The sequence below is a fragment of the Streptomyces sp. NBC_00523 genome, assembly GCF_036346615.1.
Taxonomy (GTDB): Bacteria; Actinomycetota; Actinomycetes; order Streptomycetales; family Streptomycetaceae; genus Streptomyces.
The window spans coordinates 6,559,001-6,580,950 of record NZ_CP107836.1 but is presented as its reverse complement, the minus strand read 5'-3'; the positions used below and the strand labels follow the sequence as shown (position 1 = coordinate 6,580,950).

The following is a 21,950-nucleotide window of genomic DNA, read 5'->3' as shown; positions in this document are numbered from 1 at the left end:
CACACACCAGGAGCGCCACCGTCATGTCCGTCGCCCCGCATCTGCACCTGCCGCCCACCGACCGGATCCTGTCCTCCCGCACGGGCTGGACCCGGGCCCACTGGGAGGCGACGGCCGACCGGATGCTGGACGCGCTGACGCCGTACGCGACACCGGGCTTCGCCCAGTACCGGCTGCCCGGCCGGAACAGCTGGTCCGGTGTCGTGTCGGACGGCCTGGAGGGCTTCGCCCGGTCGTTCCTGCTGGCCGCGTTCCGGATCGCGGGCGCGGGCGGGGCGGTCGACCCCGCGCTGATCGAGCGGTACGCGGCGGGGGTGGCGGCCGGGACCGACCCGGCGAGCGGTGAGGCGTGGCCGCGCCTGACTGACTGCTCGCAGCAGCTGGTGGAGGCGGCGTCCGTCGCCATCGCGCTGCACGAGACCCGGCCGTGGATCTGGGACCGGCTCGACGCCCGGGTGCAGGAGCGGGTCGCCGACTGGTTCTCCGGCTTCGTCGGCGGACGCACCTGGGACAACAACTGGCGCCTGTTCCAAGTGGTTTCGGAGCAGTTCCTGGCGTCGGTCGGCGCCCCGTACAGCAAGGCCGACATCGAGGGAGGGCTCGACAGGATCGAGGACTGGTACGTCGGTGACGGCTGGTACACCGACGGCAGCGGGCGCAATTTCGACTACTACATCGGCTGGGCCATGCATCTGTACCCGCTGCTGTGGGCGCGGATCGCGGGGCCGGACGGCGACGGCGGCCGGGCCGCCGTCTATCGGGAACGCCTGAGCCGCTTCCTTGAGGAGTACCCCCACTTCTTCGGCGCCGACGGCGCCCCGGTCCACCAGGGCCGGTCGCTCTGCTACCGCTTCGCGTCGCTGGCCCCCGTCTGGATGGGCGCCGTCGCGGACTGCACCCCGCTCGCGCCCGGGCTCACCCGCCGCCTCGCCTCCGGGGCGCTGCGCCACTTCGCGGAGCGCGGGGTGCCCGACGAGCGGGGGCTGCTGACGCTCGGCTGGTACGACACGTTCCTGCCCACCACTCAGCCGTACTCCGGTCCGACGTCCCCGTACTGGGCGAGCAAGGGCTTCCTCGGGCTGCTGCTCCCGGCCGACCACGAGGTGTGGACGGCGCGCGAACTCCCGTTGCCCGTCGAGGAGTCCGACACCTACACCGCGCTTCCGGCGCCCGGCTGGCTGCTGCACGGCACCCGGCACGACGGGATCGTCCGGCTGGTCAACCACGGCAGCGACCACAACCCGCTCCCGGAAGCGGGCGACACCGACCCGGACGCGGGGGCGGGCGAGGACGATCCGCACTACGCGAAGCTGGCGTACTCGACGGCGACCGCCCCGGAGTCCGCGCCGCACGCCTTCGCCCGGAACATCGACAACCACCTGGCGCTGCTCGCCCCGGACGGCACCCCGTCCCGGCGCCGCCGCATCCACCCGGTGAGCTGCGAGGACCGCGTCGCCGCGTCCTGGTCGGCGGCCCGGCTGCCCGGCGACGAGCGCGCGTACCGGATCGGGACGACGAGCGTGCTGCACGGGCCGTGGGAGATCCGGGTGCACCGGGTCGAGGCGCCGGAGGGCGCCGTGGTCCGGGAGGGCGGCCACGCCGTCGCGCACCGGACGAGCCCGTTCGCCACCTCGGGCCCCGGCTGGGCGCTCGCCCGGACCGCCGACGGCCTGTCCAGCGCGGTGGTCGGGCTGTACGGCTGGGACGGCGGGCCCGAGGACGCCGAGGTGGCGCGGGACGTGGAGTCCAACGCGTACGGACCGCACTCGGCGATCCCGTATCTGCGCGGCGCTCCCCACCCGGGCGGGCAGAGCGTCCATGTCACGCTCGTGGTGCTGTCCCGGGACAGCGTCCACCCGGAGGCGCTGCGCTCGGCCGTGCGGGTGCGGGTGGCCGGGGACGCGGTGACGCTGGGCTTCCTGGACGGCCGCACGGTCGAGGTCTGATCAGAAGCGGGGGCTGTGGTCCTCCCTGCGGTCGAGATGGCCTACGAGTTCCAGCGCCAGGGACTTGATGGTGTCGAGCCCCGCCCTTCCCCAGGGGCGGGGCACGGTGTCCACGGCGCAGACGGCGCCCAGGGCGATCCCGGTGCGGTCGATGAGCGGCGCCCCCAGGTAGGAGCGGATGCCTATGTCGTCCACGACCGGGTTGCCCGCGAAGCGGGGGTAGTCGCAGACGTCCTCCAGGACGAGCGCCTTGCGCCGGACAACCACGTGCGGGCAGTAGCCGTGGTCGAGGGCCACGTACCGGCCGTTGCGGCCGCTGCCCGCCGCGGTGGCCCCCAGGTCCGAGCCCCTGCGGGTCCCGGCGGGGGTGTGCAGTCCGGCGTAGAACTGGCGGTTCCCGTCGATGAAGTTGACCATCGAGAACGGCACGTCCGTCACTTCGGCCACCCTGTCGGCGAAGGCGTCGAAGTTGTCGAACGAGGCGTCGTCCCGCTCCCCGAGTCCCAGGCTCCGCAGCCGCCGCGTACGGGCGGGCGCCTCACCGTCGACGGGGGTGAGCAGCAGCCGCCCGGCGGCGCGCGGGATCACGGCCGGGCCCCGAATCCGGCGTGCCCGGGGAGCGGCACGGCGTCGTCGGTGGCGTTGATGAGGTGCTGGACCAGCGTCACCAGTGTGCCGGTGCCGGAGCTGGCCATGCGGGCGTCGCACAGCACGACCGGCACCTCCGGCGACAGGTCGAGCGCGGCACGGACCTCCTCGGGGCCGTAGCGGTAGGCGCCGTCGAACTCGTTGACGGCGACGACGAATCCGATGCCGCGCCGCTCGAAGAAGTCGACGGCGGCGAAGCACTCCTCCAGCCTGCGGGTGTCCGCAATCACGACCGCCCCCAGCGCGCCCTGCGAGAGCTCGTCCCACATGAACCAGAAGCGTTCCTGGCCCGGTGTGCCGAACAGGTACAGCACGTGCTGGTCGTCCAGCGTGATGCGGCCGAAGTCCATCGCCACGGTGGTGGAGGTCTTCGACTCGACGCCCTCCAGGCTGTCGGTCGCGGCGCTCGCCTGGGTCAGCAGCTCCTCCGTGCTGAGCGGCGCGATCTCGCTGACGGCGCCGACGAACGTGGTCTTGCCGACGCCGAATCCACCGGCGACCAGCACCTTCAACGCGACGGGGAAGCCCTCGGGCGCGGCCTGCGGGGCGGCGTACTCGGCGGTGGCGGTGTCCTGCCCGTACCCGCCGCCGGAGCCGTCGTCCGCGTAGCCGTAGCCATAGCCGGCGCCGTCCGGGTAGCCGTAGCCGTCAGAGCTGTCGTCGTAAGCCATCGAGCACTGCCTCCAGCAGATGTCGGTCGGTGGGCATGTCTTGGAAGGCGGGCGCGTGGGCGGTGACGGCGCCGCAGTCGACCAGGTCCGAGAGGAGGACCTTGGTGACGACCGCGGGCAGTCTCAAGTGGGCGGCGATCTCGGCCACCGAGGTGGGGCCCTCGCAGAGTCCCAGGGCCACCGAGTGCTCGGGGCCGAGGTGGGTCTGCGGGACGCTTCCGGTGGCCATCACCAGGGACAGCAGGTCGAGCACGGCCGTGGGACGGGTACGGCCGTTGCTCACCGTGTAGGGGCGGATGAGGCGGCCCGCCGCGTCGTCGAGCAGCGGCCCGTCCTGGGTGACCGCCATGGTCACAGCCCCGCGGTGCCCGGTGTCCCGGCCGTCTGTCTCACCGGGGTCATCAGATAGGGCCGCACGCTCTTCACCAGCATGGTCATCTCGTAGCCGAGCACGGCGGCGTCGGCGTTGCGGCCGGCGAGGACGGCCAGACAGGTGCCGGAGCCGGCGGTGGCGACGAAGAGGAGCGTCGAGTCGAGCTCCACGACCACCTGCCGGACCTCGCCGTTGTCCCCGAACCTCGCCCCGGCGCTGCGGCCGAGGGAGTAGAGGCCGGCCGCCAGCGCAGCCATGTGGTCGGCGCTGTCGGCGTCCATGCCGTGGAGGGACTTCACCAGCCCGTCGGCGGAGAGCAGGACCGCGCTGCGGGTGTACGGCACGCGCTGGACGAGGCCGCTCAGCAGCCAGTCGAGGTCCGAGACCTGACCGGACGGCATATCGGTCGCCATGGGGCATCTACTCCTTGATGGGGTTCGCTGCGAGTGGGTCGTGCTCGCCGGGGTGGGCGCCGGCGCCGTGCAGTTGCGCGGGCCGGGCGGCGCCCCGGACGGGGAGCGGCCGGGCCGGTGCGCCCAGCTGGGCGGCCGTCGTCATGTGCGTGGCACCGGCCGGGGCCTCGGGCGCGGGCTCCTCATCGGCCTCGGCCCGGGCCTCGGCGAGGTCGATGCCGCGCCGGAAGGCGGCGACGAGCCCGGGGTCGTGCAGGCCGGGTTCGTCTCCGGACCGGGGCGCGGGAGCCTCCCTGAGCTGCGGGACCAGGTGCTCCTGGTTGGCGCGCTTGGGCAGCAGGGGCCGGTCGGCCGTGCTCGTCGGCGCGGTCCCGTCGCCGGACGCGGCCGCGGGCGGGGCGTCGTCCGCGGGCCGGTCCACGCGCTCGGCGCGCAGCGGCAGGGGCGGTACCCCGTCCTGGCGGGCCGGGCCCGGCTGGGCCGGGGTCCGGTGCGGGCTGGGCTGCTGGCTGGGGACGTAGGGCCGGCGTTCCGGCTCGGGGGCGGGCGCCGGATCGCGGGGTGCCGGGCGCTCCTCCAGGGGCGGCGGGCGGTGCACGGGCCCGGTGGGCGGGACGGGCGCTTCACCGGCCATGGCGGGGGCGTCCTCGTCGGCGCCGAGCAGGGTCTGCGGGAGGACCAGGACGGCCTGGGTGCCTCCGTAGATGTTGCTCTGGAGACGTACGGCGATGCCGTGCCGCCGGGCCAGCGAGGCGACCACGAAGAGGCCGATGCGGCCGTCCTGGAGCAGGCGGGCGACGTTGACCTGGTCGGGGTCGGTGAGCAGGGCGTTCATCCGCTTCTGCTCGTCGCCCGGCATGCCGAGCCCGCGGTCCTCGACCTCCAGGGCGAGCCCGGCGGTGACGCGCTGGGCGCGCAGCAGGACCTGGGTGTGCGGGGCGGAGAACACCGTGGCGTTCTCCACGAGTTCGGCGAGGAGGTGGATGACGTCGGCCACGGCGTGTCCGCGCAGGGTGCCGTCGATCGGGGGGACGAGCTTGACCCGGGGGTACTGCTCGACCTCGGCGATCGCCGAGCGCAGCACCTCGGTCATGGTGACCGGGTTGCTCCACTGGCGGCGGGAGACGGCGCCGCCGAGCACGGCGAGGTTCTCGGCGTGGCGGCGGATGCGGGTGGCGAGGTGGTCGACGTGGAAGAGGCCCTTGAGCAGGTCCGGGTCCTCGACCTCGTGCTCCAGCTCGTCCAGCAGCTGGATCTCGCGGTGCACGAGCGACTGGAGGCGGCGGGCGAGGTTGACGAAGACCTCGACCTTCTGGTCCTCGCCGCTGGGCTCGGAGAGGCGGGAGGCCTCGACGACGGCGGCGACGGCGGCCTCCTGCTGGCGGCCCAGCTCCTGGGCCAGCAGCTCGAAGGGGTCGCCGCCGGGCGGCTGGTTCTGCGGGGCGCGCCGGGCGTTCACGGGCTCGCCGCTGCGCAGCTGTTCCACGACGCGTTGCAGGTCGGCCTGGCTCTGGGCGCTGGTCCGGCGCAGCGCGAGGCAGCGGCCGAAGACCGTGGTGGCGGCCCGGTTGGCGGCCAGGAAGGCGGCGAGGATCGCGGCGAGCGCGAGGGCGGCCGCCGAGCCGAGGGCGATCCAGAGCTCCGCGGACGGCCGTGCGTGGCCCGCGCGGGCGGTGAAGATGACGGCCGCTGCGCCCGCGAGGGCGACGGCGAGAGCCGGCAGCACGGCGGTGCGCAGAAGTTGAGGGCGTATGCGCGCCTCGGGGGTCGGGCGGGCGGCACGTGGTCTGGCCGCGGCCGAGTGGGAACGGGCGCCCGGTCGGCCGTGCCGCCCGCCCTCTCGTCGGTCCGGTCGCGCGTCGGGTGCGCGAAGTTGAGACATCAGCGTCCTCGGTACGTGGGGCCCCAGGCATCTGCGTTCATGTGGTGGCGCCTACGGTGGTCGGGCATTCTCGGGTCATCGGCCGGGCAGGCCCGGAGAATATGAGCCCACCGTTGATCACCGGGCACACACGGTAGTCGCCAGAAGTGCGGGCGTGATGGGCAGTTGTGGAACTTGCCCGCCATCCGTCCCGCTCTGGTATGAGCGCTCGCACGGGCGACCGATTCCTGCGGGCCGGTTTCCGGGGCGGTCGCCGTTCCCGTACGCGAGTGAGCCCCCTCGGCGTGGGCCGAGGGGGCTCGTGTGCCGGGGCGCGGAGGTGCTAAGCCTTGCGGAGCCGGGCGATGATTCCGTCGAGGTCGCTCCGGAAGAGGGCGGGGCGGACGAAGTGGCCGCCCGGTTCCTCGTGCCACTCGTGCGGAATCCCGGCCTTGCCGAGCAGCGAGCGGAACTCGCGCTGTCCGGCCAGCACTTGGTTCTCGTTGATCTGGTCGAACCAGTTGACCGGGTCGGGGCTGGTGCCCGCGACCAGGAAGACGCGCTTGTTGCGGTAGCTCTCGATGCGCTGGACCGGGTTGTCGGCGCTGACCCGGGCCTCGTCCCAGAGCGGCACCCCGTAGACCGAGCCGCCCGCCAGGTCGAGCGCGGCGGAGGAGACGTTGGCCCAGTGCGTGACGAGCCCCGCGTCGCGGCGCAGGCTGGCCGGGCCGGAGTGGGCGCTCACGGACGCGAAGTGCCCGTAGTACTTGGCGGCGTACTTGAGCGCGCCGAACCCGCCCATGGAGAACCCGGAGACGGCCCGCCCGTTGTATTCGGCGTACGTACGGAAGTTGGCGTCAATCCACGGGAGGAGCTGGGCGATGTGGAAGGTCTCCCAGTTGCGCGGGCCGGTGTTGGAGCTGACCGGGTTGGAGTACCAGCCGGCGTGTCCGCCGTCGGGCATCACGACGATGAGCGGCTTCCCGGCGGTCCAGGCGCGGATGCCCATGCGGTCGAAGGTGATGAAGTCCTGGTCGGTGCCGCCGCCGTGGAACAGGTAGAGCACGGGGTAGGCCCGGCCGCTCGTGTGATAGCCGTCGGGGAGCAGGACGTTGACGCCCGGGTTCCAGCCGATGGCGTCCGTCGCGAAGCGGTAGTACCGCATGCGCGGGTCGCTCTCGTTCCGGTCCACGATGCGCAGGCCGAATCCGTCCCCGGCCGCGGCGGCCGGTGGGGCGGAGGCCAGGAGACCGGCGGCGCCCAGAGCCGTCGCGGCGGAGAGTCCGCCGGCCGCCCTGAGGACGTTCCTGCGGCTGGGGCGGTCGTTCGCGCGGGCGCTCATGCGGAGTAGCCCTTCGGCGGGATCAGGGTGGCGAGCTGGTCGAAGGAGAGCCAGTAGATCTGGTTGCCGCCGAAGGAGGCGGGGTCGGCGATGAGGACGGTGCGGTCGGCGTCGTCGTAGCCGATGACCGTGAAGTAGTGGTAGATCGTCTGGTTCGACGGGTAGCCGGGCGGCTGGTTTCCGGGCGGGGCCACGATGTTGGTGACCAGCGGGTAGTTGCGGTCGATGTCGAAGACGACGTCGTACCAGAGCAGGTCGCGCTGGGCCTGGGTGGGCGGGTCGTTGGGCATCTCCTTGGTCTCGTACCAGCCGCCGCCGAGGTTGGCGTTGAGCACCCCGGTGACCTGGGATATGTGGTCGGTGCCGTTCACGGTGGTGCCGAGCTGCCAGGCCAGGTCGGACTGGCTCGGCGGGGAGATGCGGGCGGAGAGCGCGATGCGGGTGGCGGCGGGACCGCACCAGTAACCGGTCTCCTGGACCTGGTAGTCGACGTCCAGCCAGTGCGCGGTGGCGGTGCTTCCGGCGTCCACGGTGATCCGGGTGCCGGGCTGGTTGTGCCCGCTGACGACGGCGGTTCCGGCCGACGAGCCGTGGGCGGCGACGGCGGCGGGGGCGAGGTGCGGGTCCGCCGAGGCGAAGGCGGTGCCGGGCTGGACGAGGACTCCGAGGGCGACCGCGGCGACGGCGGCGGACACGAGTCTCCTGCGCATGAAGGCTCCTGAGGGTGGGGGGACGGGCCTTGGGTGCGAAACGGCCGCGCGGGTGTGTGCGCGGCCGTGCGATTCAGGCCCCCAGGGTGGTCCCGCCGCCGCGGGGCCCGCAAGGAACGGAAGCTGGTGCTTACACGCGCAGGTGACGTGCTGTCACGCCGGGGCCGGGTCCTCGGCGGCCAGCAGGGCGCGCCCCTCGGCGGTCGCGACGTGGAAGGAGCGTCCGCCCCGGCGCACGGTGGTGACGAGGCCCGCCTTCCGCAGCACGTTCAGGTGCTGGCTGACGGCGGGGTGGGTCACGCCGAGGAGCCGGGCCGCCTCCAGGGTGGAGCAGCCGGTGCGGGTGGCGCGCAGGACACCGGCGCGGGTGTGGCCGAGGAGCGGTCCGAGGGGGCCGGATCCGGGCGCCGGGCGGGCGCCCCGGGCGGGGACGCACCAGTCGGGGGTGTGGTGGATGGGGTAGACCAGCACGGGGGGCAGCTCGCCGTCGGCCAGGGTGGCGGGGGTGGGCCAGCAGAAGAACGACGGCTGGAGGACGAGGCCCCGGCCGCGCAGCCGCAGGTCCTGGTCGACGGGGTAGGCCACTTCGAGGACGGGCGCCCGCCAGCGGAACTGCGGCCCGAGTCCGGCGAGCAGCCCTTCGGTGCCGCCTTCGAGGAGGCTGCGCAGCCGCAGGGCGCGGTCGGCGTCGATGTCGGCGTGCACCCGGCGCCAGTGCGGTGCGAGCGCTTCCCTCTGGTACGTACGCAGGGCTCCGCCCAGTTCGCGCAGGGCTTCCGCGTCGCCGCCGGCCAGCTCCCCGAGCCAGCCCGGCAGCCGTGCGGGGGCGGCGAGCCGGGCCAGTTCGGCCCGGAGCCGTGGGCGCGGGGTGCTCAGCAGGACGTCGACGGATGCCTGGAGGGAGCCCCGGTCGCCGGTCGTCGGTGTGAGGAAGTCGGGTGAGTAGCCGCGCGGCGGCAGCAGCCGGGAGAGCAGGCGCGGGCTGCCGGAGAGCCGGGGCCGCACCCAGCGCCGCCAGGCGCCGAACTCCCGCTCGCCGTCGCGCCGCTGGAGGGTCTGCACACTGTTGCTGATCTCCCAGAGGAAGTCGGGGCCGGGCGCCACCCGGACCCGTGCGAGGTCGTCGGAGGTGAAGTGCACCCGCAGCATCGCCGCCCCCCTGAGGACGTGACCGTGTCGTCGGCGGAAGCCGTGCTCACCTCACCGCCCGGCGTACGCCCCGCCCGCCCCGTCCCGGACGTACGCCTCGGGATCTCAGGGCTGGGGTGCCCGGTCGCGGTCCCTGCCGGTCTCCTGCGCGGGACGGTCCACCGGTTCGTGGAGCTGTACGTGGACGGGGGGCCAGTTGCCCCAGCCGGGGGCCGGTTCGGCGGCGACGGCGCGCCACCACGGCTCGACGGGCGGCGGATCGGCGGGCTCGAACGGCTGGCCGGGGCGCGGGGCGGCCATGGTGACGCCCACGGACCGGGTGGCGCGCATCGTCCACTCGGCGGGCTCGGCCCAGGGGTGCAGCGCCAGGTTGAACGTCCCCCAGTGGATCGGCAGCATGACGCCCGCGCCGGGGTCGTCGCCCTGGAGGTCGAGGTGGGCGCGCACGCCCTCGTCGGGGCTCATGTGGATATCGGGCCAGGCGCCCGGCTCCGGCAGGCTGTCCGTCCGGTCCTTGGGCCAGTACTGGCTGTAGGCGCCGATCTGGATCATGGTCGCGTCGAACGGGCCGTGCTCGGCGCCGATGGCGCGGAAGCCGGGGAAGTATCCGGTGTCGCCGCTGTGGTAGATCCGGTGCACGGGCCCGGCGACGGCCCAGGAGGCCCAGAGGGTGTGCTGCTGGTTGCGCAGGCCGCGGCCGCAGAAGTGGCGGGCGGGGGTGGCGGTGAGGCTGATGCCGCCGACCGTCGTGGTCTCGTTCCAGTCGAGCTCGCGGAGCCGGTCGGGCGCGACGCCCCAGCGCTCCAGGTGGGCGCCGACGCCGAGCGGGACCGCGAAGACCGTGTCCGTACGGGCCAGGGCGCGGATCGTCGGGAGGTCGAGGTGGTCGTAGTGGTCGTGCGAGATGACCACCACGTCGACCGGTCCCAGGGCGCCGAGCGGCACGGGGGCCGGGTGCAGGCGCCGGGGGCCGGCGAAGGCGAAGGGAGAACAGCGGTCGCCCCAGACCGGGTCGAACAGCACGCGCCGCCCGTCGATCTCGGCGAGGACGCTGGAATGCCCCATCCAGGTGATCCGGAGCCCGGAGGCGGGCGGCCGGGCGAGGTCGGCGACGGTCGTGGCGTGCACGGGCACCGGGGCGGCAGGGGCCCGGAGCACCCGCTCCTCCTTGCGGAAGTAGACCCGGGCGAACTCCAGGGTGGAGCCGGAGGGTCTGATCCGCGCGCCCACCGGGTTCTGGAAGACACCGTCGGCGAAGTGGGGCGAACGTCGGATGCGCTCCATGCGCGCACCGTCCGGGTCGGCCCCGAAGGCAGCGGGGCGCAGCGCACGCAGCCGGGTGCGGAGCGGAAGCCTGTGGTCAGCGCCGGTCACGGGGTCTCCTGAGGAGTCGGGGTCGTCCCATTATGGGCAAGGGGTACGACAGCGCGAGAGGGGAACGTCCGGGGGAGGGCGTTCCCGCCCCGACCGCCTTACCCGCGTTGCTGTCCGTACACATGCTCGACATGGAGCCGTAGGACGACGCGCCGGTCCCGGACCATGGCGGCCCGGTAGTCGTCCCAGTCGGGGTGCTCGCCCTGCACGTCGCGGTAGAGCCGGATCAGCTCCTCCACGGTGTCGTCCGCGGGATCGGCGGCGGTCGCGGACAGCTCGGCGGTGCCCTCCGCGACCGTCCAGGCCCAGCGGTCCTCGCTGGTCACGTGGTAGCTCGCGCGCGGGTCGCGGCGCAGGTTGCGCGTCTTGGCGCGGCCCTCGGTGACCGAGACCCGGACGATGCGCTCTTCGAGGTAGTAGAAGTGGTTGACGTTGGACAGCTGGGGCCTGCCGTCCTGCTTGAGGGTGACCAGGACGCCACCGTCGTTCTCGCCCAGGAGCCCGAGCAGCGCTTCCTGCCGTGCGTCGAATGCGGTCATGCCGTTGCAACGAACAGCCCCGGCCGAGGATTCCGCATTCCGGACGTGATCCGGTCCGCTCCCCCGCCCGCGTCCGCGCACCGGCGCGTTCCGGCCACCGGGCCGCGCGACGGCGGAGGCCGCGTTGACAGGGGCTCCCCGCCTCCCGATACTGACCGACGGTTCAGTAACTGGTCCGGTCGCCTCAGGACCCGGCCCCACCGCGCCCAGGACCGCCCGCCGACAGTGACCGAGGAGCACTCCGATGACGACGCCTCCGGTGTCCCCGCCCGCCCCGCTCATCTCGCTGACCTGGACCGACCACGCCACCGGCTGCCGGGGCCACCTCGTGGTGGACCGGCTGGTGCGCGGGGTGTCCAGCGGCGGCCTGCGGATGCGCCCGGGCTGCACGCTGGAGGAGGTGGCGGGGCTCGCCCGGGGCATGACGATGAAGGAGGCCCTGCACTTCGACGCGGACCGGCCCGGGGCCCGCTACATCCCGCTGGGCGGCGCCAAGGGCGGCATCGACTGCGACCCGCGCGACCCGGCGGCCTACGGCGTCCTGGTTCGCTACCTGCGGGCGATGCGTCCGTACATCGAGAGCGTCTGGACGACCGGTGAGGACCTGGGCCTCTCGCAGGACCTGGTGGACCGCGCGGCGGCGGAGGCGGGTCTCGTCTCCACCGTGCAGGCCGTCTACCCGCTGCTCGACGACGAGGCCGGGGCCCGTCGCCGGCTGGCCGACGCCTTCGCCCTGGAGGTGGACGGCATCGGCCTGGACGAGCTGGTCGGCGGCTGCGGGGTCGCCGAGGCGGTGCTCGCCGCGCTGGACCGGGACGGGGTCGCGTACGAGGGTGCGCGGGTGGCGCTCCAGGGGCTCGGGACCATGGGCGGGGCGACCGCCCGCTTCCTGTCCCGGGCCGGGCTCCGGGTGGTCGCCGTCGCCGACATCAAGGGCACCCTCGCGAACCCGGCCGGGCTCGACGTCGAGGCGCTGCTCGCCGCGCGGGACGCGCACGGCACCGTGGACCGGGGTGCGCTGCGCGCCGGTGACCGGGAACTGCCGGCCGACGCCTGGCTGGCGCAGGACGCGGAGGTGCTGGTCCCGGCCGCCGTGTCCTACGCGGTGGACGCGGTGAACCAGGCCTGGATCAGGGCCCGCTGGGTGGTGGAGGCCGCCAACATGCCGGTGCTGTCGGAGGCCGAGGCGCTGCTCGCGGCGCGCGGGATCACCGTGCTGCCCGATGTGGTGGTCAACTCCGGGACCAACGCCTGGTGGTGGTGGACCCTGTTCGGCGACATCCGGGCCGACGCGGACGAGGCGTTCGCGCACACCCGGCGCGCGATGCGCGAGCTGGTCGGCCTGGTGCTGGCCCGCGCGGCGGCGGACGGCTGCACGCCGCGGGCGGCGGCGCACGCGGTGGCCGCCGACCGGCTGCCGGTGATGGCGGAGCGCTTCGGCTGGTACCGCTGACCTGGACCGCCTGCCCGCCGCCGGTCCGCCCGCCCTGCTCCGGGCGGGCATTGGTTAGGGTGACCGCGTGGCAAGAGTGCGGTTGGGAGTGGCGGAGCGGCGCGAGGAGTTGCTGCGTGCCGCCGTCGAACAGATCGAGGTGCGCGGTGTCGCGGCCGTACGGATCGGCGATGTGGCGGCCGTACTCGGCGTGAGCAACGCCCTCGTGCTGTATCACTTCTCCACCAAGGAGAAGTTGGTCGCCGCCGCCTTCGCGCACGCCGCCGAGAGCGATCTCGCCCATCTGCGCAAGCTGTTGAGCCGCCGCACGACCGCCGTACGCAGGCTGCGAGCGGCCGTCCGCTGGTACGCGCCGACGGGCCAGGCCAAGGGCTGGCGGCTGTGGATCGAGGGCTGGGCGGCCTCCCTCCGCGACCCGGCGCTGCGCAATGTGGCCGGCGATCTCGACCAGCAGTGGAAGGCCGAGTTGGCCGAGGTCATCGAGGAGGGCGCGGCGGCCGGCGAGTTCCACTGCGACGACCCGATGTCCGTGGCCTGGCGGCTGACCGCCCTGCTGGACGGGCTGGCCGTGCAGATGACCTCGTACAACGGTCCGCTGTCCCGGGCCACGATGCTGGAGTGGACCGAGCAGGCGCTCGCCCGTGAGCTGGGCATCGACCACGAGGCCCTGACGGCCTGACCGCCCGCCTTCCTCTTTCCTTTCGGTTCCCCTCCCCCGGTCAGGTCTGCTGAAGCGGTTCGTAGACCTCGCTGTCGAGGCCGAAGGTCCAGGCGACGCCCTCCTTGGCGGTCCTGGTCCTGGGCGGGACCCGGAGCCAGTACGTGCGGTGGGTGCCGTCCGGCTCGGGCGTCGAGTTGACCACCTCGACCATGACGACGTCCTCGTCACCGGCGAGCGCGATCCGCCAGAGGATGCCCGTCTCGTCGCGGTGGACCGGTTCGGCGCCCGACTCGGTGAGGTAGCGGTCGTAGCCGTAGTACTCCAGCATCACGCGGCGCAGCTCCGCGTTCTCCTCGGAGCGGATGCGCTGCGGGGTCAGCGCGGCCAGCTCGTCCAGGAACTCCCGGGGCACGGGCATCCCGCGCCAGGCGTACAGCGCGAAGCCGTCCGGGTAGGAGAGTGCCGGTCCGTCGCCCCGGTCGAGGCGGCCCGCCTCGTCGCGGTGCAGGGCCCCCGGACGCTCGCAGATCACCACGACCCGCTCGTACGGCCACCACCAGCCCGCGTTCCGCGCCACCGCCGCCAGTCCGTCGAGCCGGTCGCCCCGGCCGTCGAAGGCGGCGAGCCACGCCGCGTCGTGCTGGCCGAGGACGGCATCGAGCAGGACCAGGCGCACCCGGGACTCGGCCTCGGTGTCCTCACCGGCGAGGTCGGCGACGACCCCGGCCCGTATCCGCTCGGCGAGGCCCGCCGTGGTCTCCCAGAGCTGGGCGCCGGTGGCCGACCAGAGGGCGGACCAGCCGGCCGGGCCCAGCGCGTCGTACACCCGGCGCCGCTCCTCCGCCCAGGGGCGGGTGCGCACCTCGTCGCGGACCGAGCGCCCCTGGCCTGTCAGCTTCCCGACGGCCTCCACGGCTTCCCTGGGCGAGCCGGCCCATACGAACTCCTCCGGCTCGGCCAGACCCGCGCTGCGGTAGGCGAGCCGCACCCCGTCCTCGGCGGCCGCCCGGTCCGCCGCGCCCGTCGCCGCCGCCACGTCCCGCCAAGAGTCCACGTACTGCATCGGTTTCCCCGTCCCCTGCTTCCGCTGTTCCGCTCTGATTCCCTGATCCCGCACCCTGCGGTCCCGCTGTCCTGCGCGCCCGGCCGTCGCTCAGTCGGCGACGATGCGGACCGCCCCCGGCGCGTACTCCCGCTGGCGCACCACGCGGAACCAGCCCTGGGGCAGCGGGATCGTCGCGTGCTCCTCGTGCACCACGCGGCCGCCCTCGGGGAGGTGGAGCAGCATCGGGCCGAACACCCCGCCCTCCCGGATCAGCCGGCCGGGCCCCGGCACGGCGTGCGCGTGTCCGGTGACCTCACCGAGCGCGAGGACCAGGCGGCCCCGTGCGTCGCGCAGTTCGCCCGCCGCCTCCAGGAGGTGCGCGGGCACCGCCGACTCCTCCAGTGGCACGATCAGTACATCGCCCTGCCGGTACACAGACCTCTCCCCTCCGTGGTGGCACCCGGTGTGCCGGCCACATCGAAAACGCTACGGCGGGGGTCTGACAATCGGCCGCCGAGCCGTCCCGGGCGGGGGCGGTCGCGGCATTGTCAGTGGGCCTTGATAGACCTTGCGGACATCAATCCGCCGCCGTCATCAGGAGCTCAGGGCATGTCCGTGGACCACCTTCACGAGTTGCTCGGCCTTCCGGCCGTCGATTTCCAGTCCGGCACGGACGGCGGCCCCCGGCCCGCCGCCGAGGCCGCCGCCTGGCGGGTGTCGATCGACGCCTACGAGGACGAGGGCACCTGGGAGGAGGAGTTCAACGCCTTCCTGGACGAGGTCGATCCGGCGGGCGTCCGGGCCCTGATCATCGGGCAGTGGGGCGAGTCGTACGAGGAGAAGTCCTCGTATCCGATCGGTCTCGTCATCGCGGCCGCCGACCGGCTGACGTCCCTCGAAGCGGTGTTCGTCGGGGATCTGACGATGGAGGAGGCGGAGATCTCCTGGATCGAGCAGAGCGACGTCACCGCGCTGCTCGACGCCTTCCCCGCGCTGGTGGAGCTGGGTGTGCGCGGCGGCTCCGAGCTGGTGTTCCCGCCCGCGAAGCACGCGCGGCTGCGGGCGCTGACCATCGAGACGGGCGGGCTGCCGCGCGAGGTGGTGCGCGGCGTCCTGGAGAGCGAACTGCCCGCGCTGGAGCGGCTGGACCTGTGGCTCGGCGTCTCGGCCTACGGCGGCGACGCGAACGTGCCGGACCTGGCGCCGCTGCTCGCCGGTACGCGCTTCCCCGCCCTGCACCACCTCGGCCTGCGCAACAGCGAGATCCAGAACGAGATCGCGACCGCGGTGGCCTCGGCCCCGCTGGTGGCCCGGCTGAAGACCCTGGACCTGTCCTGCGGCACGCTCGGCGACGAGGGGGCGGCCGCTCTGCTCGAAGGCCAGCCGCTGACCCATCTCGACGTGCTGGACCTGCACCACCATTTCCTCACCGAGCCGATGGAGCAGCGCGTCACCGAGGCGCTGGCGCCGCACGGGGTGCGGGTGGACCTCTCGGAGCGCTGTGAGCCGTGGGACAACCGGGGCCCGGCGGGCCGCTACGTCACGGTCTCGGAGTGACGGCGCGATGACCGGAATCGATCACCCCTGCTCCTTCCACGACCTGCCCGTCTTCACCCTGCCGGTGCCGGGCGACGACAGCCCGTGGCCCTCGACGCTGCCGACGGCGGACGCCATAGCCTGGCGGCTGGACTGCGGCTGGGAGGAGCAGGAGTTCGCCGCCGTCTGGCAGCACTTCCTGAAGAAGGTCGACCCGGCCCAGGTCCGAGCCCTGGTGATCGGCCCCTGGTGGAACGGCGACTACAGCTCCCTTGCTCCCGTGGTGGAGCTGATCACCTCGGACGCGGCCCGTTTCCCGGCGCTGCGCGCTCTCTTCCTCGCCGATGTCGTGGGCGAGGAGTGCGAGGTGTCGTGGCTCCAGATGTGCGACATCACGCCGGTGCTCCGGGCGTTCCCGCTCCTGGAGGAGCTGGTGGTACGGGGCGGTGGCAGCGGGCTGAACGAGGAGACGCTGGAGCTGCACCCCGTGCGGCACGAGGCGCTGAAGGCGCTGCGCTTCGAGTCCGGCGGGCTGCCCGGTCATGTCGTGCGCGCGGTCGGTGCCTGCGAACTGCCCGCGCTGGAGCGGCTGGAGGTGTGGTTCGGCTCCCAGTGGTATGCGGGGGACGCCACGCTGGCGGACATGGCTCCGCTGCTGTCCGGGGGCGCCTTTCCCCGGCTGCGTCATCTCGGGCTGCAGAACAGCGAGATCCAGGACGAGATCGCCGTGGCGGTCGCCTCCGCCCCGGTCGTCGCGCAACTGGAGTCCCTGGCGCTGTCGATGGGCACGCTCAGCGACGCGGGGGGCCTGGCCCTGCTCGAAGGTCAGCCGCTCACCCACCTGGACTACCTGGACCTGCACCACCACTACCTCAGCGACGAGGTGATGGAGCGCTTCAAGGAGCTGGGCGAGCGCGACGACGTCCACGTCCACCTCGAAGAGGCGGACGACTGGGATCCGGACGACGAGGACGATTCCCGTTATGTCGCGGTCAGTGAGTAGCGGCCCGCCGCGCCTCGCGGTCGTCGGCAATCCGGGCAGCCGCCGCGTCGCCCTGTTCCAGGACGCGGTGGCCGCCGCCGGTCTGCCCGAGGCGCGTACGGTCCCCTGGCTGGACGTGCTGCGGGACGGGGCGCGCTTCCTGCCCGGGGAGACCGTGCGCATCGAGTCGCCCGGTGAGGACGCGGAGGTGGACCGGCTGCTGCGCGGGGCCGACGAGCCGACCCGGGTGGAGGGTTCCGCCCTCTGGTACGCGCGCTTCACCGCCGCCGTACGCGAGGTGGCCCGGGCCGCCGCCGACGCGGGCGCCCACCTGCTCGACGGTCCGGCGGACATCGCCACGCTCTTCGACAAGCGGCTGTGCCACGGGGTCCTGAACGCGGCCGGGGTGCCCGTCCCCGCGTCCCCCACCTCAGGACCGGCCGGGGCGCCCGTGCACGGCTGGGACGAGGTGCGGGCCCTGATGGCCGCCCACCGCATGCCCCGGGTGTTCGTGAAGCCCGCGCACGGCTCGTCCGCCTCCGGGGTGCTGGCCGTGGAGACGGCGGGCGGCGGCAGGATCCGGGCGGCCACCTCCGTCGAGCGGGACCCGGCCGGCCGGCTCCACAACTCGCTGCGGGTCCGCCGGTGCACGACGGAGCGCGAGATCGCGGCGGTGATCGACGCGCTGGCGCCCGACGGGCTGCACATCGAGCGCTGGCTGCCCAAGGCCACCCAGCGCGGCCGGGCCGCCGACCTGCGCGTCGTCGTGGTCGCCGGCCGGGCCACCCACGCCGTGGTGCGCACCAGCGCCTCGCCGATGACCAATCTGCACCTGGGCGGGACACGCGGCGACCTAGCCGGAGTGCGGGCGGCGATCGAGGCGGCGGGCGGCCGTTGGGGCGAGGCCCTGGCGATCTGCGAGCGGGCCGCCGCCGCCTTCCCGGACACCCTCTGCGTCGGCGTCGACCTGTTGCCCCTGACCGGCTGGCGGCGCTTCGCCGTCGGTGAGGTCAACGCCTTCGGGGATCTGCTGCCCAGGCTCACCGGCCTGCCCGGCAGCGGCGCCGAGGGCCTGGACACCTACGCGGCCCAGATCGCCGCCGTACTGGAACGAGCAAGGAACGACCGTGTCAGCACCGCCCCCTGAGTACAGCCCCGAACACCGCCCCGACCCCGATATGAGTGAGGTCGTGGGCAGCCACGACCTGCTGTTCGTCACCCTGGACACCCTGCGGTACGACGTCGCGGCCGAGCTGGCCGCCGCCGGGCGCATCCCGAATCTGGCCCGCCATCTGCCGGGCGGCGTCTGGGAGGAGCGGCACGCCCCGGGCAGCTTCACGTACGCCTCGCACCAGGCGATGTTCGCGGGCTTCCTGCCCACCCCGGCCGCGCCCGGGCCGCATCCCCGGCTGTTCGCCGCCCGGTTCGCCGGGAGCGAGACCACGGCGGAGCGCACCTTCGTGTTCGACACCCCGGACCTGGTGTCGGGGCTCGCGAAGGAGGGGTACCGCACGGTGTGCGTCGGCGGTGTGGGCTTCTTCAATCTGCGCGGCCCGCTGGGCTCGGTGCTCCCCGGGATGTTCCAGGAGGCGCACTGGGAGCCGGAGTTCGGGGTTGCCTCGCCCACCTCGTTCGAGGCGCAGGTGACCCGCGCCGAGGAGGTGGTCGCCGCCCTGCCGCCCGAGCAGCGGCTGTTCCTCTTCGTCAACGTCTCCGCGCTCCACCAGCCGAACTGGTTCCACCAGGACGGGGCGACCCGCGACGCGGGTGACAGCCGTGCGACGCACGCCGCGGCCCTGGAATACGTGGACGCCCACATCGGCCGGCTCTTCGCCGCCGCGAGCAGCCGCCGCCGTGCCTTCGCCATCGTCTGCTCCGACCACGGCACGGCCTACGGCGACGACGGCTACACCGGTCACCGGCTCGGCCACCCGTCCGTCTGGACCGTCCCGTACGCCCACTTCTTCCTGGAACCGGGGGCCGTCCGATGACCGTGACGCACACCGTCCGCCCGTACGAGAGCTATGTGTACGCCTATCCGCACAAGACGGCGTACCGCCCGCTGGCCGGGCAGCCCGGCGGGCGGCCCGAGCTGAGCGAGCTGTGGGCGGGGGAACGCAAGGACGCGCTCTCCCTCTATATGCACATCCCGTTCTGCGAGGTCCGCTGCGGATTCTGCAACCTCTTCACCCGGATCGGCGCCCCCGACGAGCTGACCTCGCGGTATCTCGACGCGCTGGACCGGCAGGCGACTGCCGTACGGGACGCACTGGGCGACGCGGAGCCGGTACGGTTCGCCGCCGCGGCGTTCGGCGGGGGCACGCCCACCTTCCTGACGGCGGGCGAGCTGGAGCGGCTGTGCGACATCGCGGAGAAGCGGATGGGCGCCGATCTGCGGTCCGTCCCGCTGTCCGTGGAGACGTCCCCGTCCACCGCGACCGCCGACCGGCTGGCCGTGCTCGCCGAGCGGGGCGCGACCCGGATCAGCATCGGGGTGCAGTCCTTCGTGGAGGCCGAGGCCCGCGCGGCGGTGCGCCCGCAGCACGCCGCCGACGTGGAGCAGGCCCTCGGAGCCATTCGGGACACCTCCATACCCGTGCTCAACATCGACCTGATCTACGGCATAGAGCGCCAGACCGAGCGGACCTGGCAGACCTCGCTGGACGCCGCGCTGCGCTGGCGGCCGGAGGAGCTGTACCTCTACCCGCTGTACGTGCGCCCGCTGACCGCGCTGGGCCGGCTGGCGAAGAACGAGGCCGACGCGGCCTGGGACGAGCAGCGCCTGCGCCTCTACCGGGCCGGCCGCGACCACCTCCTGGCCCACGGCTACGAGCAGGTGTCGATGCGGATGTTCCGCCGCGCCGACGCCCCGCGCGCGGAGGGGCCCGACGACTACGCCTGCCAGACCGACGGCATGATCGGCCTGGGCTGCGGCGCCCGCTCCTACACCTCGCGGCTGCACTACTCCTTCGACTACGCGGTCCGGATGGGCGAGGTACGGGGCATCATCGACGCCTACACGGCCACCGCGGACTTCTCCCGCGCCGAGGTCGGGCGCTACACCGACGGGGACGAGGCGCGCCGCCGCCATCTCCTCCAGTCGGTGCTCCAGGCGCAGGGCATGCCCGTGGACGACTACCGCGAGCGGTTCGGCACCTCGCCGTACGACGACTTCCCCGAGGAGCTGGCCCGGTTCGAGGACCGGGGCTGGCTGGACGCGGGGGCGCCGGGTCTGCTGCGGCTGTCGCCCGAGGGGCTGGCGTACTCCGACGCGCTGGGCCCGGAGCTCTTCTCCCCCGCCGTGCGGGCCGCGATGGCCGCGTACGAGCTGAAGTGAGGGACCCGTGGACCTGACGATTCTCTACCGGGGCCCGCTCGCCTCCTGCGACTACGACTGCCCGTACTGCCCGTTCGCCAAGCGGCGCGACAGCCGGGAACAGCTGCTGGCGGACCGGGCGGCACTCGAACGGTTCACCGCGTGGGTGGCGGCGCAGACCGGTGACCGGATCTCGGTGCTGTTCACGCCGTGGGGCGAGGGCCTGGTGCGGTCCTGGTACCGCAGGGCGATCGTGGAGCTGGCGGGCCTCCCGCACGTGGGCCGGGTCGCGATCCAGACGAACCTGAGCGGGCGGACGCGGTGGCTGGCCGAGGCTCCGGAGGCGGCCCGCGAACGGATCGCGCTGTGGTGCACGTACCACCCGGGGCAGACGCCGTACGAGCGTTTCCTCGGCCGGTGCGCGGAGCTGCGGGACCTCGGGGTCCGGCACAGCGTGGGCGTCGTGGGGTTCGACGCCCATCTCGGCGAGGCGCGGCGGCTGCGCACGGCGCTCCCGGAGGAGGTCTACCTCTGGGTCAACGCCGCCGAGGGGCACACCTACACGGACGAGGAGGCGGAGCGGTGGACGGAGATCGACCCGCTGTTCCCGTACAGCCGCCATCCGCACCGCTCGGCGGGGCTGCCCTGCCGGACCGGTGAGTCGGTGATCTCGGTGGACGGGGAGGGCACGGTGCGCCGCTGCCACTTCGTCCGGGCGGAGCTGGGGAATCTGTACGACGGGAGCTACCGGCGGGCGCTGGGGCCGCGGGCCTGTCCGCTCGCCGTCTGCGACTGCCACATCGGCTATGTGCACCTGGAGACGCTGCCGCTGTACGACGTCTTCGCGGGCGGCGTCCTGGAGCGCGTCCCGGCGGCGCTGCCGCTGTCCCCGGTCGCCGCGACGCGGTCGCGGGGCGACTGAGGACAGCGGAGGGGGCCGGTCAGAGCGGCAGCAGGTCGGGCCGCTTCGGCTCGACGTGGTCCCCGGACGACTCGCCGCGCAGCCGCCGCCCGATCCACGGGACGAGGTATTCGCGCGCCCAGTGGATGTCGTCGCGGCGGATCTCCAGCGTGCCGCGCGGGGGCTGCGGCGGCCACGGCTGGTCCGGGTCGGCCGGCACGTCGAGTCCGAGGACCTGGGCGGCGCGGAGCGCGACCCGGGTGTGTCCCTCGGGCGACAGGTGGAGCCGGTCGCCGTCCCAGGCGCGCCGGTCCTGCACGGAGCGCAGCGACCACAGGTCGAGGACCGGGCAGTCGTAGCGGTCGGCGATGGCCCGGACGTGGGCGGTGTAGGTGGCGATCTTGCCGCGCAGATGGCGCAGCACGGGGACGCCACGGGTGTCGAAGCCGGTGGTGATCATGACGGTGCCGACCGACCGCGTGAGGTCGGCGACGGCCCGCTCGAAGCGTTCGGCCACGTCGTCCGGGTCGGTGCCCGGCCGGATGATGTCGTTGCCTCCGGCGCAGAAGCTCACCAGATCGGGGGCGAGTTCCTTGGCCCGGGGCACCTGCTCCTCGACTATCTGGTCGAGGAGGCGTCCTCGTACGGCGAGATTGGCGTAGCGGAAGTCCCCGGTCGCCGGGCCGGGCTCCGGGAGCCGGTCCGCGAGGAGTACCGCGAGCCGGTCGGCCCAGCCGACGAACGTTCCGTCCGGGCCGGGGTCGCCGACTCCCTCGGTGAAGCTGTCGCCAATCGCCGCGTACGACCCGATGGCGCCCTGTCGGTCGATGGCGCCCTGTTGAAGGTTGTTCGAATCGTCTGCCACAACCGCATATCCTGCACCCCGGAATGTGACCTACGCGACCGTAATAAGGGGTTGACGGGTGGTGAGATAAACCACCCGGTCAGTTTTCGGTAAAGGGGGAATAAGCAGAGGGACGACGCACCGCCGTGCGCCGTCCCTCTGTGTCGTTCAGCGACCCGGATCACC

The 21,950-nt window shown here is 73.6% G+C and carries 22 protein-coding genes; 9 read left to right on the top strand and 13 right to left on the bottom strand.

Annotated elements, in window-relative coordinates:
• The first annotated feature begins 23 nt into the window (after positions 1-23).
• Positions 24-1,946 carry a DUF2264 domain-containing protein gene (locus OHS17_RS29705; RefSeq protein WP_330314637.1) on the top strand — a complete coding sequence of 641 codons (1,923 nt, stop codon included), beginning with the start codon at positions 24-26 and terminating at the stop codon, positions 1,944-1,946.
• On the opposite strand, the gene OHS17_RS29700 is transcribed toward OHS17_RS29705, so the two are convergent.
• The 10 genes from OHS17_RS29700 to OHS17_RS29655 form a co-directional block, all read right to left on the bottom strand.
• On the bottom strand, positions 1,947-2,534 hold the full coding sequence (locus OHS17_RS29700; RefSeq protein WP_330314636.1) for a GAF domain-containing protein: 588 nt from the start codon (positions 2,532-2,534) through the stop codon (positions 1,947-1,949). It lies immediately after the preceding gene.
• Positions 2,531-3,265, bottom strand: a complete 735-nt coding sequence (locus OHS17_RS29695; RefSeq protein WP_330314635.1) for a GTP-binding protein — start codon at positions 3,263-3,265, stop codon at positions 2,531-2,533. Before OHS17_RS29695 ends, OHS17_RS29700 begins: the two co-directional genes overlap by 4 nt.
• A complete protein-coding gene (locus OHS17_RS29690; RefSeq protein ID WP_026171133.1) occupies positions 3,243-3,614 on the bottom strand; it encodes a DUF742 domain-containing protein in 372 nt (123 codons plus the stop codon). The genes OHS17_RS29695 and OHS17_RS29690 overlap by 23 nt, the downstream gene beginning before the upstream one ends.
• Positions 3,615-3,616: 2 nt before the next feature.
• Positions 3,617-4,051, bottom strand: coding sequence for a roadblock/LC7 domain-containing protein (locus tag OHS17_RS29685; protein ID WP_161209832.1), 435 nt, complete (start codon positions 4,049-4,051; stop codon positions 3,617-3,619).
• A 7-nt stretch (positions 4,052-4,058) separates the two neighbouring features.
• Entirely contained in the window at positions 4,059-5,933 is a 1,875-nt protein-coding gene (locus tag OHS17_RS29680; protein ID WP_330314634.1) for a sensor histidine kinase, read from the bottom strand.
• A gap of 322 nt (positions 5,934-6,255) precedes the next feature.
• Entirely contained in the window at positions 6,256-7,254 is a 999-nt protein-coding gene (locus OHS17_RS29675; RefSeq protein WP_330314633.1) for an alpha/beta hydrolase, read from the bottom strand.
• Complete coding sequence (locus tag OHS17_RS29670) at positions 7,251-7,964, bottom strand: C39 family peptidase (protein ID WP_330314632.1); 714 nt, start codon at positions 7,962-7,964, stop codon at positions 7,251-7,253. The genes OHS17_RS29675 and OHS17_RS29670 overlap by 4 nt, the downstream gene beginning before the upstream one ends.
• A gap of 153 nt (positions 7,965-8,117) precedes the next feature.
• Entirely contained in the window at positions 8,118-9,113 is a 996-nt protein-coding gene (locus OHS17_RS29665) for an ArsR/SmtB family transcription factor (RefSeq protein ID WP_330314631.1), read from the bottom strand.
• Positions 9,114-9,218: 105 nt separating this feature from the next.
• A complete protein-coding gene (locus tag OHS17_RS29660; RefSeq protein WP_330314630.1) occupies positions 9,219-10,487 on the bottom strand; it encodes an MBL fold metallo-hydrolase in 1,269 nt (422 codons plus the stop codon).
• A gap of 98 nt (positions 10,488-10,585) precedes the next feature.
• On the bottom strand, positions 10,586-11,026 hold the full coding sequence (locus OHS17_RS29655; RefSeq protein WP_330314629.1) for a PPOX class F420-dependent oxidoreductase: 441 nt from the start codon (positions 11,024-11,026) through the stop codon (positions 10,586-10,588).
• Between the two features lie 244 nt (positions 11,027-11,270).
• On the opposite strand from OHS17_RS29655, the gene OHS17_RS29650 reads away from it, so the two are divergent.
• Together OHS17_RS29650 and OHS17_RS29645 are read left to right on the top strand one after the other, a co-directional pair.
• A complete protein-coding gene (locus tag OHS17_RS29650; RefSeq protein ID WP_330314628.1) occupies positions 11,271-12,479 on the top strand; it encodes a Glu/Leu/Phe/Val dehydrogenase dimerization domain-containing protein in 1,209 nt (402 codons plus the stop codon).
• A gap of 88 nt (positions 12,480-12,567) precedes the next feature.
• On the top strand, positions 12,568-13,158 hold the full coding sequence (locus tag OHS17_RS29645) for a TetR/AcrR family transcriptional regulator (protein ID WP_018100125.1): 591 nt from the start codon (positions 12,568-12,570) through the stop codon (positions 13,156-13,158).
• A 40-nt stretch (positions 13,159-13,198) separates the two neighbouring features.
• Here OHS17_RS29645 and OHS17_RS29640 read toward each other — a convergent pair whose 3' ends face one another.
• Positions 13,199-14,203, bottom strand: coding sequence for a DUF6745 domain-containing protein (locus OHS17_RS29640; protein WP_330314627.1), 1,005 nt, complete (start codon positions 14,201-14,203; stop codon positions 13,199-13,201).
• Positions 14,204-14,293: 90 nt separating this feature from the next.
• Positions 14,294-14,620 carry a hypothetical protein gene (locus tag OHS17_RS29635; RefSeq protein WP_018100127.1) on the bottom strand — a complete coding sequence of 109 codons (327 nt, stop codon included), beginning with the start codon at positions 14,618-14,620 and terminating at the stop codon, positions 14,294-14,296.
• A gap of 174 nt (positions 14,621-14,794) precedes the next feature.
• Here OHS17_RS29635 and OHS17_RS29630 point away from each other — a divergent pair, with 174 nt between their 5' ends.
• Genes OHS17_RS29630 through OHS17_RS29605 form a run of 6 tightly spaced genes read left to right on the top strand, consistent with a single transcriptional unit; the run spans position 14,795 to position 20,941 of the window.
• Positions 14,795-15,742, top strand: coding sequence for an STM4015 family protein (locus tag OHS17_RS29630; RefSeq protein WP_330314626.1), 948 nt, complete (start codon positions 14,795-14,797; stop codon positions 15,740-15,742).
• Positions 15,743-15,749: 7 nt separating this feature from the next.
• Entirely contained in the window at positions 15,750-16,724 is a 975-nt protein-coding gene (locus tag OHS17_RS29625) for an STM4015 family protein (protein ID WP_330314625.1), read from the top strand.
• On the top strand, positions 16,705-17,850 hold the full coding sequence (locus tag OHS17_RS29620) for an STM4014 family protein (RefSeq protein WP_330314624.1): 1,146 nt from the start codon (positions 16,705-16,707) through the stop codon (positions 17,848-17,850). The genes OHS17_RS29625 and OHS17_RS29620 overlap by 20 nt, the downstream gene beginning before the upstream one ends.
• A gap of 31 nt (positions 17,851-17,881) precedes the next feature.
• Positions 17,882-18,694 (top strand): STM4013/SEN3800 family hydrolase, encoded by an 813-nt coding sequence (locus OHS17_RS29615; protein ID WP_330315392.1) that lies wholly within the window; start codon positions 17,882-17,884, stop codon positions 18,692-18,694.
• Positions 18,691-20,040 (top strand): STM4012 family radical SAM protein, encoded by a 1,350-nt coding sequence (locus OHS17_RS29610; protein ID WP_330314623.1) that lies wholly within the window; start codon positions 18,691-18,693, stop codon positions 20,038-20,040. The genes OHS17_RS29615 and OHS17_RS29610 overlap by 4 nt, the downstream gene beginning before the upstream one ends.
• A gap of 7 nt (positions 20,041-20,047) precedes the next feature.
• Positions 20,048-20,941: an STM4011 family radical SAM protein gene (locus OHS17_RS29605; RefSeq protein ID WP_330314622.1), complete on the top strand. Its 894-nt coding sequence runs from the start codon at positions 20,048-20,050 to the stop codon at positions 20,939-20,941.
• A gap of 19 nt (positions 20,942-20,960) precedes the next feature.
• Here the strand turns inward: OHS17_RS29605 and OHS17_RS29600 are convergent, their stop codons facing one another.
• Entirely contained in the window at positions 20,961-21,785 is an 825-nt protein-coding gene (locus tag OHS17_RS29600; protein WP_018100134.1) for an SGNH/GDSL hydrolase family protein, read from the bottom strand.
• Between the last annotated feature and the right edge of the window lie 165 nt (positions 21,786-21,950).

What these genes read in the sequence shown, in the direction of transcription:
- OHS17_RS29615 (WP_330315392.1), top strand. Translation starts at nt 17,882, where the DNA reads ATGAGTGAGGTCGTGGGCAGCCACGACCTGCTGTTCGTCACCCTGGAC.
- OHS17_RS29685 (WP_161209832.1), bottom strand. Translation starts at nt 4,051, where the DNA reads ATGGCGACCGATATGCCGTCCGGTCAGGTCTCGGACCTCGACTGGCTG.
- OHS17_RS29650 (WP_330314628.1), top strand. Translation starts at nt 11,271, where the DNA reads ATGACGACGCCTCCGGTGTCCCCGCCCGCCCCGCTCATCTCGCTGACC.
- OHS17_RS29670 (WP_330314632.1), bottom strand. Translation starts at nt 7,964, where the DNA reads ATGCGCAGGAGACTCGTGTCCGCCGCCGTCGCCGCGGTCGCCCTCGGA.
- OHS17_RS29630 (WP_330314626.1), top strand. Translation starts at nt 14,795, where the DNA reads ATGTCCGTGGACCACCTTCACGAGTTGCTCGGCCTTCCGGCCGTCGAT.
- OHS17_RS29675 (WP_330314633.1), bottom strand. Translation starts at nt 7,254, where the DNA reads ATGAGCGCCCGCGCGAACGACCGCCCCAGCCGCAGGAACGTCCTCAGG.
- OHS17_RS29640 (WP_330314627.1), bottom strand. Translation starts at nt 14,203, where the DNA reads ATGCAGTACGTGGACTCTTGGCGGGACGTGGCGGCGGCGACGGGCGCG.
- OHS17_RS29655 (WP_330314629.1), bottom strand. Translation starts at nt 11,026, where the DNA reads ATGACCGCATTCGACGCACGGCAGGAAGCGCTGCTCGGGCTCCTGGGC.
- OHS17_RS29665 (WP_330314631.1), bottom strand. Translation starts at nt 9,113, where the DNA reads ATGCTGCGGGTGCACTTCACCTCCGACGACCTCGCACGGGTCCGGGTG.
- OHS17_RS29705 (WP_330314637.1), top strand. Translation starts at nt 24, where the DNA reads ATGTCCGTCGCCCCGCATCTGCACCTGCCGCCCACCGACCGGATCCTG.
- OHS17_RS29695 (WP_330314635.1), bottom strand. Translation starts at nt 3,265, where the DNA reads ATGGCTTACGACGACAGCTCTGACGGCTACGGCTACCCGGACGGCGCC.
- OHS17_RS29680 (WP_330314634.1), bottom strand. Translation starts at nt 5,933, where the DNA reads ATGTCTCAACTTCGCGCACCCGACGCGCGACCGGACCGACGAGAGGGC.
- OHS17_RS29620 (WP_330314624.1), top strand. Translation starts at nt 16,705, where the DNA reads ATGTCGCGGTCAGTGAGTAGCGGCCCGCCGCGCCTCGCGGTCGTCGGC.
- OHS17_RS29610 (WP_330314623.1), top strand. Translation starts at nt 18,691, where the DNA reads ATGACCGTGACGCACACCGTCCGCCCGTACGAGAGCTATGTGTACGCC.
- OHS17_RS29625 (WP_330314625.1), top strand. Translation starts at nt 15,750, where the DNA reads ATGACCGGAATCGATCACCCCTGCTCCTTCCACGACCTGCCCGTCTTC.
- OHS17_RS29690 (WP_026171133.1), bottom strand. Translation starts at nt 3,614, where the DNA reads ATGGCGGTCACCCAGGACGGGCCGCTGCTCGACGACGCGGCGGGCCGC.